Below are 12144 nucleotides of genomic sequence, written 5' to 3' on the forward strand. Positions count from 1 at the left end.
ACGGATCAGGGCCGGGCAGCACGCCCGGCCCCGCTTCACTTCTTGCGGGGAGGCCGGACCGGCGCTTCGGTCGCGCCGCGCGAACGGCGCTCGCCGCGGCGATTGCCGCTCGTCGCGCTGGACAGGCGACGTTTCTTCAGTGGCGGTGGCGGCGGTTCGACGATTTCGATATCGCCCAGCTTCAGATCAAAGCCCAGCATCTGCCAGCTTTCGGCCATGTGCGGCGGCAGTTCGGCCTTCACATCCAGCGTGCCGCCATCGGGCAGCGCGATCTGCAGCCGGCGACTGTGCAGGTGCAGTTTCCGGCTGATCCCGCCGGTGAGATAGGATTCCTTGCCGCCGTATTTGCCGTCGCCCACCAACGAATGGCCAATGGCGGCGGCGTGGACGCGGATCTGGTGGGTGCGGCCGGTCAGCGGCAGAAACTCCACCCAGGCCGCCCGGCCGGCCGCGCGCTCGATCACGCGATAGCGGGTCTTGGCCTTCAGCCCGGCTTCGGTATCCACCTGCATCTTCTCGCCGCCGGTGCCCGGCTGCTTGCCGATCGGCGCATCGATGGTGCCGGCCGGAATCTTGGGCACACCCACGGTGAGCGCCCAGTATGATTTTTCCGCCTCTCGGCCGGCGAATTGCTTGCTGAAGAAGGCCGCCGCCTTGGCGCTGCGGGCCAGCAGCAGAACGCCGGATGTGTCCTTGTCCAGCCGGTGCACCAGCCGCGGGCGCGACGGCGCATCGAACTGCAGCGCATCCAGCATGTCATCCACGCTGGTCGGCTGCTTGGTGCCGCCCTGCGTCGCGAGGCCCGGCGGCTTGTTGATGATGATGGCATGCGCATCCATGTGCAGCACCATGCCGCGCATATAGTCGATCTGCGCCTCGCTCAGCGGCTCACGCGGCTTTTCGGTGGGGCGGGTGGCAACCGGCACCGGCAATTCCTCCGGCCAGGTCAGGCTCTGCCCGGCGGCCACCCGATCTCCCGGGCCGGCCTTGGCGCCATCCAGCCGCACCACACCGGATTTGGACCAGCGCGAGACGATGTTGAAGCTGATGTCTTTCGTGTGGCGCTGGAACCAGCGGTCCAGGCGGATGCCGTCGTCATCCTCTTCGATGGTGGCAGTGGGCATCAGGCCATTCCTCGCATCAGCCACACGCCGGCCAGCACGGCGAGCACGCTGCCGGCCACACTGGACACCGCATAGGCCGCCGCCAGCGCAACTTCGGCGCGGGTGATCATGTTGTAGATTTCCAGGCTGAACGCCGAGAAGGTGGTGAAGCCGCCAAGCACGCCGACGCCGAGCAACAGGCGCAATTCCTCGGCGTCCCCCGTGTTTCCCGTGCTCATCCGCGCCAGCCAGCCGGCGAGCAGCCCCATCAGGAAACCGCCGATGATGTTGACGGCGAACGTCCCGAACGGAAAGCCCGGCCCCAGCGCCACAATCGCCCAGCGGCCAACGCCATAGCGCAGCGCCGTGCCAAGCCCGCCGCCAAGGGCGACCAGCAGCAAATGGGGCATTGTGGGGTTCATCGCCATCCCCTTAGCGGGATTGCGCCGATATTGCCAATCGCGCCCCTGCGGCGCAGCATCGCCGCCACAATCGGGGGGATTCGTCATGACTGCACAACCACAGCTTGCCCATGTCGTCTTCCAGACACGGCAGTTCAGCGCGATGCTGGCCTGGTATGATCAGGTGTTCGGCGCCAAGGTGGTGCACCAGAACCCGGCGATGGCTTTTCTCAGCTTTGACGACGAGCATCACCGTTTTGCCGTGCTCAATCTCGAACTGGTAGCACCGGGCGGGCCGGGGCATCGCGGCGCTGTGGGCGTGAACCACATCGCCTACACATTGCCCAGCGCCGCATCGCTGCTGACCTTGTATCGCCGGCTGAAACAGGCCGGAGTGGAGCCGGTGTGGCCTGTGCATCACGGCCTCACCCTGTCGCTCTATTACGACGATCCCGATGGCAACCGCCTGGAATTTCAGGTGGAAGCGCTGCCAGACGGCGAAGCATCGCGCTACATCAGCGGGCCGGAGTTTGCCGCCAATCCTGTGGGCGTGTCGTTTGATCCCGATGTGCTGCTGACCCGCTTCGAGGCCGGCGCCAGCGAAGCGGAACTGCTGGCCTTCGTCACCGGGCCGATGTCACCGATCCCGCCGCTGCAGCATTAAACAACGCCGAACGTCCAGCCTTCCGTCACCGCGATTGCCGGGGTGAGCGCGGCCGGCTGCCACCAGTGCGGCTGATCGACGATGGCGCGCAGGCCGGCGGCGGTGATCAGCGCATCGCCAACATGATCGGGAAATGTCGCCGGGAAGGCAGCGGGCATGGGCAGGCTGCCATGGCGGGCCAGCGCGATGTTGAGGCTTTCCACATCGCGCAATTTCCCGCGAAAGCCGCCCAGCCGGGCAAAGGCCTGAGCGTAGATTTCCAATATCACCGGGCCGCATTCGGTAAGCGGATCAAACGGCCACACCGGCCATTGCAGCCGGTGCAGCAGTCGCATCGCGGTGAGCGTTGCCTTGCCCACCTGTGATGCGCCCAGCAGTACGAAATTCGACGTCGGCACGCCCAGCCCGCTCTGCTTGTAGACCTGTTCCGTCACCCTCAGGTGGGCACGCAGGTGGCGCGGGCCATCAGCAGCACCCAGCCAGAAGGCGTCGCGCCGATGCTCGATGAAGCCGTGAGCGCCCAGATCGGCCTCGCCCGCGCACACAGTCTCGACCTCAGCCCACAGGCCCCGCGCCGGCTGGGTGAACGATGGCACAGCAGCAAAACCAAAGCCGGCATCCATGCCCACCAGCACATCACCGGACAGGCCGCCCAACCAATCGAGCACGCCGGCGCGTGACCACACACCCGATGGCGGCAACACAAGTTGCGGCGGCGCATCGCCTGCCTCGCACACGGCAACCTGCACCGAAGGGTGCCGCACCCCCTTTGCGCCGGACCAGTCAATACCGACGAAGCGGGAAAATCTCACAAGCCCCGCGCCTTGCGCTGGACGGCAGAGGCATGGCCGGCCCAGGCCCGCTCCACCAGCACGGCGATGCGTTCCGGATCGGCAGCATCCAGCCGCGCCAGCACGGCCGGCCAGCCGACATAATGCGGGGTCTGGTAGAAACAGGCCGGGTCGGTGGCGATGAGCATGTCCACCTCGTCCAGCCCTGCGCGCAGCACGACATGGTCAGGCTCGCGCCCGATGACGACGAACATCTTGCCGCGCACCAGAACCGCATCGCGGCCATAGCTGGTGCCGCGTGTGGCACCAGGCAGCGCCAGCGCCAGTGCCAGCACCTCGTCCCAGGTCATACGTCGCCCTTCAAGGCCGCCCGCCGCCGCGCCCATTCGGCCAGGCGCTCGGCAATGCGGGCTTCGGTGCCGCGCGGGGAAGGCGTGTAGAGCGTCTGCGCGGCCATGCCGTCGGGCCAGTAATCCTGCCCCGAAAAGCCGTCCGGCGCGTCATGGTCATAGGCATAGCCCTGCCCGTAACCCAGTTCCTTCATCAGCTTTGTCGGGGCGTTGAGGATGTGGGCCGGCGGGGTGAGCGAACCGGTGCTGGCCGCCAGCTTCTTCGCGGCTTTCTCCGCCACATAGGCGGCGTTGGATTTGGGCGCGGAGGCGAGATAAAGGCAGGCGTGAACGATCGCCAGTTCGCCTTCGGGGCTGCCGAGGAAATCATAGGCGTCCTTGGCATCAAGGCACACCCGCAGCGCATTGCTGTCGGCCAGGCCGATATCCTCGCTGGCAAAACGCACCAGCCGGCGCAGCAGGTAGAGCGGCTCCTCCCCCGCCACCAGCATCCGTGCCAGCCAATAGAGCGCCGCATCCGGATCAGAGCCGCGCAGTGATTTGTGGAGCGCCGAAATCAGCCCGTAATGGCCCTCGCGATCCTTGTCATACACCGGCATGCGGCGGTGCAGGAACGCCGCCAGATCGGCCGGTGTCATTGCCGGTACCTCACCAAGCGCGAACAGGCTTTCGGCCTGGCCGAGCAGAAAGCGGCCATCGCCATCGGCAGACGCAATCAGCGCAGCGCGGGCGTCGTCCGTTACCGGCAGGGCGTGGCCCGTGTGGGTTTCGGCCCGCGCCAGCAGATCGGCCAGCGCCGCCTCGTCCAGCCGCCGCACGATCAACACGCGGGCGCGGGACAAGATGGCGGCGTTCAGCTCGAAACTGGGATTCTCGGTGGTGGCGCCGACCAGCGTGATGGTGCCGTCTTCCATCGGCCCGAGGAAACCATCCTGCTGGGCGCGGTTGAAGCGGTGGATTTCGTCCACAAACAACAGGGTGCGCTGGCCCGCCCGCGCCGCCTCGCGCGCTTCGGCAAACAATTTCTTCAGGTCTGCAACGCCGGCGAACACGGCGGAAATGGCGACAAAGCGCATCCCGCAGGCCGCGGCGAGCAGGCGGGCGATGGTGGTCTTGCCGGTGCCGGGCGGGCCCCAGAAGATCAGGCTCGAAAGGCTGCCGGCGGCCACCATGCGGGTGATGGCGCCATCGGGGCCGGTGAGATGATCCTGCCCCACCACTTCGGCAAGGGTGCGCGGACGCAGCTGTTCGGCCAGCGGCGCGCCGGCCGGCGTCACGGCATTTTCAGCGGCGGGGAACAGATCGGCCATAGCAGCTTGTCGCGCCGAAGTGGCCGGTCATGCAAGCGCTCAGCTCTTGTACCAGGCCTCGATCGTGCCCGACAGCTTGATGGTAAGCGGGTTGCCCTTGCGATCCAGGCTCTTGCCAGCGGCAACGCGGATCCAGCCTTCGGAGATGCAATATTCCTCGACATTGGTGCGCTCGACACCATTGTAGCGGATGCCAACGCCGCGGCGCAGCAGATCCCAATCATGAAACTCGCTGCGCGGGTTCACGCTCAGGCGATCCGGCGGGCTGTCGGTGATGGGCGCTTCTGCCGGCGTTTCCGGGGCGGTTTCGGGCGTGTCAGTCATGGGCGGGTTCCATAGGCGGAAGCGGGCAGGCGGGCAAGAAAAAGGGGCCGCAACCTCGCAGTTGCAACCCCATTTTTCAGTGCATCAGGACGATCAGGCTTCTTCAGCCGGCTCTTCGTCCATCGGCAGGGTGCCGGGTTCGGCGTTCGGATCGAAGGCTTCGGTGAAGCCTGCTTCCTCGCGCTCGGCAGTGGCGGCAATGTCCACACCCTTGGCCTGCAGTTCGGCTTCTTCGGCCGAACGGGCGATGTTCACCTTGACCAGCACCACGACTTCCGGGTGCAGCGCGACCTTCACGTCGTGCACGCCCAGGGTCTTGATCGGCTTGTCCAGCACGATCTGGTTCTTGTTGGCCTTGTGGCCACCGTTGGTCAGCGCTTCGGCCAGATCGCGGGCAGCGACCGAACCGTAAAGCTGGCCGGTGCCCGACGCGGCGCGGATCATCACCACGCTGGCGCCTTCGATCTCGCGCGATTCCGAGCGGGCGATATCGCGACGCTTGGCGTTGTCGGCTTCGATGCGGGCGCGGTCTTGTTCAAACCGGGCCTTGTTGGCTTCCGTGGCGCGCAGCGCCTTGCCGCGCGGCAGCAGGAAGTTGCGGGCGAAACCCGGCTTCACATTGACGACATCGCCAATGGTGCCGAGCTTTTCCACGCGTTCAAGCAGGATGACATGCATGTGCGTGGCTCCTCACTTCACCAGGTAGGGCAGCAGGCCCAGGTGGCGGGCGCGCTTGATGGCCTTGGCCAGCTCGCGCTGCTTCTTGGCCGAAACCGCAGTGATGCGGGCCGGAACGATCTTGCCACGTTCAGAAACGAAGCCCTGCAACAGGCGCACGTCCTTGTAATCGATGGCGGGGGAATTCGGGCCCGCGAAGGGGCACGACTTGCGGCGGCGGAAAAACGGACGTCCCATCTGATCCCTCCCTTAAGCGCGCGGTTCGCGGCGCGGGCGTTCGCCGCGGTCACCACGCGGGGCACCGCCGTCACGATCGCCGCGACCTTCACGGTCACCACGGCCTTCACGACCGCCTTCGCGGTCACCGCCGCGGCGGGTCATCGCCGACGGTTCGGCCGACAGCGCGTCGACACGGATGGTCATGGAACGGATGATATCTTCGTTCAGGCCAACCTGGCGCTCCATTTCGGCCACGGCGGAAGCCGGAGCGTCGATGTTGAGCATCACATAATGGGCCTTGCGGTTCTTGGCGATGCGATAGGCCAGCGTGCGCAGGCCCCAATATTCGCTGCCTGCAACCTGGCCCTTGCCTTCGACAAGAACCTTGGTGAAGCCTTCCGTCAGCGTCTCAACCTGCGCAGTGGTCAGGTCCTGACGCGCCAGGAAGACATGCTCGTAAAACGGCATTTCTCTCTCCTCGTGCCGATCGTTGACGGGGCCCAATGCCCACGCCCCTCCGGCTGGCGTCTATCGTCGCGCAGGGCAGGCCCGGCACGGCGAAGCGCGGCCTATGGCGGAAGGGGGCAGCGATTGCAAGTGATTCTGGCCTGTGGGAAAAGGGTTTCATGCCCCTTCTTCCCCTGCTTGGCCTGCTGCTGGCCGCAGCCCAGCCTGCACTGCAATCCGATGCGGCCATCACCGTCGAAGCCAGCCGGATCACGCCCGAACAGGCGCGCATTGCCAGCACGGCCTATGCCCGCGCCGGGCTGCCGCCCAATCCCAATTACGGCCAATATGCCCGTTGGCAGGGGTCGATCTGTGCCAGTGTGCGCGGCATCCCCGATCCGGCGGTGGCGGGGCTGGTGTTGGCGCGGATCAAGGCCGCAGTGGCCGAAACCGGGCTGAAAACGGCAGAATCCGGCTGCAAGCCCAACCTCACCGTGGCGTTTACCGATGATGCGCGCGGCCTGGTGGGCTTGGTCAAAGCCAAGCGGCGCTCAGCCCTGCCGCGTTTCGATCCGATCCTGTTCTCCCGGCTGGACAGCGCCACCCTGCCAGTGCGCTGGTGGCATGTGCTGGCCCCGGCCGGCCCCAGCGGCGGCGTCAGCACCGCCGATGCCGGCGCGCTGGCCAGCGCCACCTCCAACGCGATGCCGCTGGGCAATGTGCTGCCCGCCGGCCCTGATGCGATCGGCACCAACAGCTGGAACAGCAGCCTTGTCGATACCAACCTGTCGATCTGGGCCAAGGCCGGCGTGGCGGTGGTGGACGTGAACCTGGCTACCGGCGTGTCGCTGGAAGCGCTGGCCGATTATGTCGCATTGGTGATGCTGGCGCCGATGCGGTTGCCACCCGATGCGCCGGGCGTGCCCAGCGTGCTGAGCCTGTTTGACGGCAGCACACGCCCAACCGGGTTGAGCGCATGGGATCGTGCCTTTCTGAAAGGACTTTATGCCATGCAGATGAACCGCAGCGCCCAGCGCCAGCGCCAGCAATTGATCAGCGCCATGGCCCGTGAATTGGCCCCCGACGTGCCGCCGCAGTGACCGCGCCGCTGATCGTTGTTGGCGGGGTCGCCGGCTGCGGCAAGACCACGCTGGCCGCCGCGCTGGCCCAGGCGCTAGGCATCAATTTCCGCGATGGTGATGATCTGCACCCCGAGGCCAACAAGGCCAAGATGGCTGCCGGTGAGCCGCTCACGGATAAGGATCGTGCGCCCTGGCTGGCCGCCTGCGCGGCGCAGCTGGCAGCGTGGGGCGATGCCGGCGGCGTGATCAGCGCCTCGGCCCTCAAGCGCGCCTATCGCGACACGCTCTACGCCGCTCACCCTGCCGTGCGCTATGTGCTGATCCACATCACCCCGGAACTGGCCACTGCCCGCACCCAGGCCCGCGCCGGCCATTTCTGGCCCGCCGGCCTGACGCTGAGCCAGTTCGCCATCCTGGAAGAGCCCGCAGCCGACGAACCGGCCATGCGTGTGGACGCGACATGGGCCACCGATCAGCAGGTGGCCGCGGTGCAGGGGTTTCTGCGCTAGCGCCGCCCGGCCGTGCGTGGATTCCGGCGCTGCTGCACGCCCTGGCCAGCGCGTAGCCTTGGGTTTCCTTTTTTAGCACCCGCCCAACTTGCGGGCGGGGCCGGAGTTGAAGCCCATGTTCCTTCTTCCCCCACTGCCCTATCCCCATGATGCCCTAGCCCCGGTGATCTCGGCGCGCACGCTGCACCATCACCATGAAAAACATCACGGCGGCTATGTGAAGGCGCTGAACGCGCTGCTGGAAGCCGTGGAGATCGTGCCCGACACGTTGGAGGCGGTGATCGCTGCGGCCGGCAAATCCCGCAACCGCGTGCTGTTCAACAATGCCGCACAGGCCCGCAATCACAGTTTCTTCTGGGATGCCATGACCGACACGCCTGCACCGCCCACCGGTGATCTGGCGGCGGCAATCACGGCCCAGATGGGCGGAATGGCCGAACTGAAAGCAGAGTTCGTGGCCGCCGGGGTGGCACAGTTCGGGTCAGGCTGGGTGTGGCTGGTTTCCGATGCCAGCGGTGGCCTGGCCATCACGGTGAGCCACGATGCCGAAGATTGGCGCGGCGAAACCGCGTCCACCCCGCTGATCGTCTGCGATGTGTGGGAACACGCCTATTATCTGGATCATCAGGAAGACCGGAAGGGCTTTCTGGAAGCTTGGTTCGATGCGCTGCCCAACTGGGCCTTCGCCGGCGAGCAATATGCCGCCGCCCAAGGCAAGGGGGGAAAAATGGAAGCATCCGCCCAGCGTGCCGGCGCGCGAGGACGCGTGAACGGCGCCTTCAGGCCAAACGGGCGGCGCCCGGCAACCGCCGGGCGACCTCTGCCATCAACTGCGTCAGATTGGCGATTCCGTCGAACTCTTCGGCACTGATCAGCGCAGCCAGTTGCCCGTCTTGCTCCACGGCAATCAGCGGCAGGGGCCAATCGGCGGCGGCCGGAAATGCCGTGCGGAAGTCGGGGCGGTGGTGGAAGATCGTCTCCACCCCCACCCCGTCCAGAAAGCGCCGCCATTCGCCACGCATGCTGAGCAGCCCATAGGTGAGCGCGCACAACTTGCAGGGATAGCTGGCGGGCGCGAACAGCTTGTGCAGACTGTCCATCGCGCCCGCCAGCAGACCTTCATTGGCGTTGTAGACGATGACCAGCTTCACCCCGCCGCGCTGAGCGCCGACTTGCCGCGCTTCACGATCAGCTTGTTGAGCGCGTTCACATAGGCGCGCGCCGATGCCACCAGCGTATCGGTGTGGGCGCCAGTGCCGCGCACGGTGCGGCCATGTTCGGCCAGCACCACGCTCACTTCGGCCTGGGCGTCGGTGCCGGCGGTGACAGCGTGCACCTGATAGAGGTTCAGCACGGCATCTTCGTGGGGCACCAGCTTGCGGATGGCGTTGAACAGCGCATCCACCGGGCCATTGCCGCGCGTCGCCGCCGTCACTTCCTCGCCGTCGATGCTGAGCGTCAGGATCGCCCTTTGTGGCCCGTTGGAACCGCAATAAACCTCGACCTCCAACACCTGGATGCGGTCGTGCCCACGCAGCACTTCATCATCCACCAGCGCGACGATATCTTCGTCGAACACCTGCTTCTTGGCGTCGGCCAGATCCTTGAAGCGCTTGAAGGCATCGCCGAACTCGTTATCCGACAGGTCGTAGCCCATTTCGGCCAGTTTCGACCGGAAGGCGGCACGGCCGCTGTGCTTGCCCAACACCAGATTGGTGGCGCCCTGGCCCACGCTGTCGGGCGTCATGATCTCGTAGGTGGACGAATCCTTCAGCATGCCATCCTGGTGGATGCCGCTTTCATGCGCGAAGGCGTTGGCGCCCACGATCGCCTTGTTGGCCTGTACCTGCATGCCGGTGACGCCGCTCACCAGCCGGCTGGCGCGGGTGATCTCGGTGCTCACGATGCCGGTCTGATAGGGCATCACGTCCTGCCGCACCTTCAGCGCCATGGCGATTTCTTCCACAGCGGCATTGCCGGCACGTTCGCCGATGCCGTTGACCGTGGCTTCCACCTGTCGGGCACCGGCCATGATCGCACTCAGCGTGTTGGCGACGGCGAGGCCCAGGTCATTGTGGCAGTGCGTGGAGAATATCGCCTGATCGGCATTGGGCACACGGGTGATGACATCGCGGAACATGGCGCCATAGGTGGCGGGCGTCGCATAGCCCACCGTGTCGGGCAGGTTGATCGTCGTCGCCCCGGCGTTGATCGCGGTTTCCACCGCCCGGCACAGGAAATCCGGATCGGACCGCGTCGCGTCCTCGGCCGACCATTCAATATCACCGCACAGGTTGCGGGCATGGCTGACCGAGAAGCGGATGGCTTCCAGCACCTCTTCCGGCGTCTTGTTCAGCTTCACCTTCATGTGCAGCGGCGAAGTGGCGATGAAGGTGTGGATGCGCGGGTTGCGCGCTCCCTTCAACGCGGCCCAGGCCCGTTCGATATCGGGCGCGGCGGCGCGGGCCAGGCTGGCGACGATGGCGGTGTCGCACATGTTGGCGACGGCCTGCACGGCTTCGAAATCGCCTTCGCTGGCGATGGCGAAACCGGCTTCGATGATGTCCACGCCCAGCGCTTCCAATTGCGCTGCGACTTTCAGTTTTTCCTCGAGATTCATCGAGCAGCCGGGGGATTGTTCCCCGTCGCGCAAGGTGGTGTCGAAGATGCGGATACGATTATTGGTCATGGCTCTGCCTGTCTGAACGCTGCGATCTGAAGTTTCAGGTTCATCCCCTCAAGGCGCGTGGCCGAGGGAACATGCCCAGCAGCCAGCGTCACGCCCGAGGGCGTGTAAGTCGCAGACGAAGAAGGGCCGATTGGAAAGCCATGATCTGTTCATAGCGTGAAGCGGGGGCGCTGTGCAAGATGGGGCGCAAGATGCCGCCTTGCTCTTGCAGCCATTGCGGGCATGAAGACATCATGGACCAGATTTTTTCCGCCGCCGATATCGGTTCGGCCATCCAGAGCGCCCTGGCACCGGTGTTCCTGCTCACCGCCATCGCCGGGCTGCTCAACGTGCTGGTTCACCGCCTGTCGCGGGTGGTGGACCGGGCGCGCCACCTTGAAGCCAATGCGGCAGGCTTTGCCGCCGACAAGCGCCGCATCGCCATCGACGATCTGGCGGTGCTGGCCAAACGCATGGCCCCCGCCAATTGGGCGATCGCGCTGTGCACCATGGCCGCTCTGCTGGTGTGCCTGGTGGTGGCACTGCTGTTCCTTGAACAACTGGTCGGCGGCCGGCTCGATGTGGTGGTGGCCTTGATGTTCATCGCCGCCACCATGCTGCTCACCGGCGGGCTGATGCTGTTCCTGTGGGAAGTGCAACTGGCGCTGCGCAGTGTGCGGGTCAGGGCTGCGTTGCTGCTGGAAGAGCGGATCTAACATATCCATATTAACAAAATAATAATTAAAGTTTAACTATCGGCGCATCTGATTTGTGGCACCATCTCGGTGATGCTGGTTTTTGCCCGACTCGCGGGGATGTCGGGCGCCCAGTCGATCAAGGAGTGCAAGATGCTGCGCAAACTTGTTATCGCCGGGATCATCGGCACGTGCGCCATGCCGGCCATGGCGGCCAATCTGCTGACCAATGGCGGCTTCGAAAGCGGCAGCCTTGCCGGCTGGACGCAAACCATCGCTCCGTCATCCAATGGCACCAGCGGCGTTTACGCCAATGGATCGAACGCGCCGAATTCGGGTCAGAGCACGACTGTGAATGCCAACGGCGGAAGTTTCGTCTATCTCACGGGCCAAGGCGGCCCGGGCGCCTACGAAATTCGCCAGTCGTTCACGCTGGCCAGCGCACAGACCGTAACGGTCAAGTTCGATCACTTCGCGAACAATTACGGTGGCCAGGTGTTCTCCGGCAACGGCCTTGATCCGTTTGCTGGCCAGCCAGTGCAGTTTGCGTTGGTTGACCTGATCCCCGGTGCCACCGGGGCGTTCAGCACCGCCGGCCAGATCCAGAGCTTCTACAGCGGGGCTGATGGCGGCGCCAATCCCAATCCGTGGACCAGCTACAGCTTCAACGTCAATCTGGGCGCTGGCACTTATGCAATCCGTTTCGCCCAAGCCGATAACCAGCTGTTCTTCACGCAAGGCGTGGACAATGTCTCGGTGAGTGGGGCCATCCCGGAACCGGCCAGCTGGGCGATGCTGATTGCCGGCTTTGGCCTGGTTGGTGCCGCCGGGCGCCGTCGCCGGGCAACAGTCGCCGCCTGAACAGCAACGCCAACATGAAAAAGGGCCTGCCGGTGTGCACCG

General features: G+C 65.5%; 17 protein-coding genes. 6 read left to right on the forward strand and 11 right to left on the reverse strand.

The window, feature by feature from the left end; translation table 11 throughout:
* Positions 1 to 35: 35 nt before the first annotated feature.
* Positions 36 to 1124 carry an RluA family pseudouridine synthase gene (locus tag G566_RS0103280; RefSeq protein WP_022679256.1) on the reverse strand — a complete coding sequence of 363 codons (1089 nt, stop codon included), beginning with the start codon at positions 1122 to 1124 and terminating at the stop codon, positions 36 to 38.
* The gene (gene crcB / locus G566_RS0103285; RefSeq protein ID WP_029131195.1) at positions 1124 to 1513 is read right to left on the reverse strand and encodes a fluoride efflux transporter CrcB; all 390 of its coding nucleotides are present in this window, start codon (positions 1511 to 1513) and stop codon (positions 1124 to 1126) included. Before crcB ends, G566_RS0103280 begins: the two co-directional genes overlap by 1 nt.
* A 97-nt stretch (positions 1514 to 1610) precedes the next feature.
* On the opposite strand from crcB, the gene G566_RS13365 reads away from it, so the two are divergent.
* Positions 1611 to 2168, forward strand: coding sequence for a VOC family protein (locus tag G566_RS13365; RefSeq protein ID WP_022679258.1), 558 nt, complete (start codon positions 1611 to 1613; stop codon positions 2166 to 2168).
* Here the strand turns inward: G566_RS13365 and G566_RS0103295 are convergent.
* The 7 genes from G566_RS0103295 to rpsF form a co-directional block, all read right to left on the reverse strand.
* Entirely contained in the window at positions 2165 to 2917 is a 753-nt protein-coding gene (locus tag G566_RS0103295) for a hypothetical protein (protein ID WP_051135924.1), read from the reverse strand. The genes G566_RS13365 and G566_RS0103295 overlap by 4 nt on opposite strands.
* Positions 2918 to 2976: 59 nt before the next feature.
* Positions 2977 to 3309 (reverse strand): MmcQ/YjbR family DNA-binding protein, encoded by a 333-nt coding sequence (locus G566_RS0103300; protein WP_029131196.1) that lies wholly within the window; start codon positions 3307 to 3309, stop codon positions 2977 to 2979.
* A complete protein-coding gene (locus tag G566_RS0103305) occupies positions 3306 to 4619 on the reverse strand; it encodes a replication-associated recombination protein A (protein ID WP_022679261.1) in 1314 nt (437 codons plus the stop codon). Before G566_RS0103305 ends, G566_RS0103300 begins: the two co-directional genes overlap by 4 nt.
* A 39-nt stretch (positions 4620 to 4658) precedes the next feature.
* A complete protein-coding gene (locus G566_RS0103310; RefSeq protein ID WP_022679262.1) occupies positions 4659 to 4943 on the reverse strand; it encodes a DUF3297 family protein in 285 nt (94 codons plus the stop codon).
* Between the two features lie 93 nt (positions 4944 to 5036).
* The gene (gene rplI / locus G566_RS0103315; RefSeq protein ID WP_022679263.1) at positions 5037 to 5621 is read right to left on the reverse strand and encodes a 50S ribosomal protein L9; all 585 of its coding nucleotides are present in this window, start codon (positions 5619 to 5621) and stop codon (positions 5037 to 5039) included.
* A gap of 12 nt (positions 5622 to 5633) precedes the next feature.
* Entirely contained in the window at positions 5634 to 5858 is a 225-nt protein-coding gene (gene rpsR, locus G566_RS0103320; protein WP_022679264.1) for a 30S ribosomal protein S18, read from the reverse strand.
* A 12-nt stretch (positions 5859 to 5870) separates the two neighbouring features.
* The gene (gene rpsF / locus G566_RS0103325) at positions 5871 to 6308 is read right to left on the reverse strand and encodes a 30S ribosomal protein S6 (RefSeq protein WP_022679265.1); all 438 of its coding nucleotides are present in this window, start codon (positions 6306 to 6308) and stop codon (positions 5871 to 5873) included.
* 158 nt (positions 6309 to 6466) lie between these two features.
* Here rpsF and G566_RS0103330 point away from each other — a divergent pair, with 158 nt between their 5' ends.
* The 3 genes from G566_RS0103330 (at position 6467) to G566_RS13370 (ending at position 8749) form a co-directional block, all read left to right on the forward strand.
* Positions 6467 to 7387, forward strand: a complete 921-nt coding sequence (locus G566_RS0103330; RefSeq protein ID WP_156874411.1) for a hypothetical protein — start codon at positions 6467 to 6469, stop codon at positions 7385 to 7387.
* Positions 7384 to 7878 (forward strand): gluconokinase, encoded by a 495-nt coding sequence (locus G566_RS0103335; RefSeq protein WP_022679267.1) that lies wholly within the window; start codon positions 7384 to 7386, stop codon positions 7876 to 7878. The genes G566_RS0103330 and G566_RS0103335 overlap by 4 nt, the downstream gene beginning before the upstream one ends.
* 115 nt (positions 7879 to 7993) lie before the next feature.
* The gene (locus G566_RS13370; protein ID WP_022679268.1) at positions 7994 to 8749 is read left to right on the forward strand and encodes a superoxide dismutase; all 756 of its coding nucleotides are present in this window, start codon (positions 7994 to 7996) and stop codon (positions 8747 to 8749) included.
* Here G566_RS13370 and G566_RS0103345 read toward each other — a convergent pair.
* The gene (locus G566_RS0103345) at positions 8658 to 9029 is read right to left on the reverse strand and encodes a hypothetical protein (protein ID WP_029131199.1); all 372 of its coding nucleotides are present in this window, start codon (positions 9027 to 9029) and stop codon (positions 8658 to 8660) included. The two genes, G566_RS13370 and G566_RS0103345, sit on opposite strands and share 92 nt — an antisense overlap.
* Entirely contained in the window at positions 9026 to 10567 is a 1542-nt protein-coding gene (locus G566_RS0103350; protein ID WP_022679269.1) for a 2-isopropylmalate synthase, read from the reverse strand. Before G566_RS0103350 ends, G566_RS0103345 begins: the two co-directional genes overlap by 4 nt.
* A gap of 233 nt (positions 10568 to 10800) precedes the next feature.
* On the opposite strand from G566_RS0103350, the gene G566_RS0103355 reads away from it, so the two are divergent.
* A complete protein-coding gene (locus G566_RS0103355; RefSeq protein ID WP_022679270.1) occupies positions 10801 to 11262 on the forward strand; it encodes a DUF2721 domain-containing protein in 462 nt (153 codons plus the stop codon).
* Positions 11263 to 11394: 132 nt separating this feature from the next.
* Entirely contained in the window at positions 11395 to 12102 is a 708-nt protein-coding gene (locus tag G566_RS15735) for a PEPxxWA-CTERM sorting domain-containing protein (protein ID WP_169522749.1), read from the forward strand.
* The last annotated feature ends 42 nt before the right edge of the window (positions 12103 to 12144 follow it).

This window comes from Sandarakinorhabdus limnophila DSM 17366, assembly GCF_000420765.1.
In the GTDB taxonomy this organism is placed as follows: Bacteria; Pseudomonadota; Alphaproteobacteria; order Sphingomonadales; family Sphingomonadaceae; genus Sandarakinorhabdus; species Sandarakinorhabdus limnophila.

Excerpts from the sequence above, each read along its gene's own strand:
- G566_RS0103355 (WP_022679270.1), top strand. The coding sequence starts at position 10,801 with ATGGACCAGATTTTTTCCGCCGCCGATATCGGTTCGGCCATCCAGAGC.
- rpsR (WP_022679264.1), bottom strand. The coding sequence starts at position 5,858 with ATGGGACGTCCGTTTTTCCGCCGCCGCAAGTCGTGCCCCTTCGCGGGC.
- crcB (WP_029131195.1), bottom strand. The coding sequence starts at position 1,513 with ATGCCCCATTTGCTGCTGGTCGCCCTTGGCGGCGGGCTTGGCACGGCG.
- G566_RS0103350 (WP_022679269.1), bottom strand. The coding sequence starts at position 10,567 with ATGACCAATAATCGTATCCGCATCTTCGACACCACCTTGCGCGACGGG.
- G566_RS0103280 (WP_022679256.1), bottom strand. The coding sequence starts at position 1,124 with ATGCCCACTGCCACCATCGAAGAGGATGACGACGGCATCCGCCTGGAC.
- G566_RS0103310 (WP_022679262.1), bottom strand. The coding sequence starts at position 4,943 with ATGACTGACACGCCCGAAACCGCCCCGGAAACGCCGGCAGAAGCGCCC.
- G566_RS0103300 (WP_029131196.1), bottom strand. The coding sequence starts at position 3,309 with ATGACCTGGGACGAGGTGCTGGCACTGGCGCTGGCGCTGCCTGGTGCC.
- G566_RS13370 (WP_022679268.1), top strand. The coding sequence starts at position 7,994 with ATGTTCCTTCTTCCCCCACTGCCCTATCCCCATGATGCCCTAGCCCCG.
- rplI (WP_022679263.1), bottom strand. The coding sequence starts at position 5,621 with ATGCATGTCATCCTGCTTGAACGCGTGGAAAAGCTCGGCACCATTGGC.
- G566_RS13365 (WP_022679258.1), top strand. The coding sequence starts at position 1,611 with ATGACTGCACAACCACAGCTTGCCCATGTCGTCTTCCAGACACGGCAG.
- G566_RS0103330 (WP_156874411.1), top strand. The coding sequence starts at position 6,467 with ATGCCCCTTCTTCCCCTGCTTGGCCTGCTGCTGGCCGCAGCCCAGCCT.
- G566_RS15735 (WP_169522749.1), top strand. The coding sequence starts at position 11,395 with ATGCTGCGCAAACTTGTTATCGCCGGGATCATCGGCACGTGCGCCATG.
- rpsF (WP_022679265.1), bottom strand. The coding sequence starts at position 6,308 with ATGCCGTTTTACGAGCATGTCTTCCTGGCGCGTCAGGACCTGACCACT.
- G566_RS0103305 (WP_022679261.1), bottom strand. The coding sequence starts at position 4,619 with ATGGCCGATCTGTTCCCCGCCGCTGAAAATGCCGTGACGCCGGCCGGC.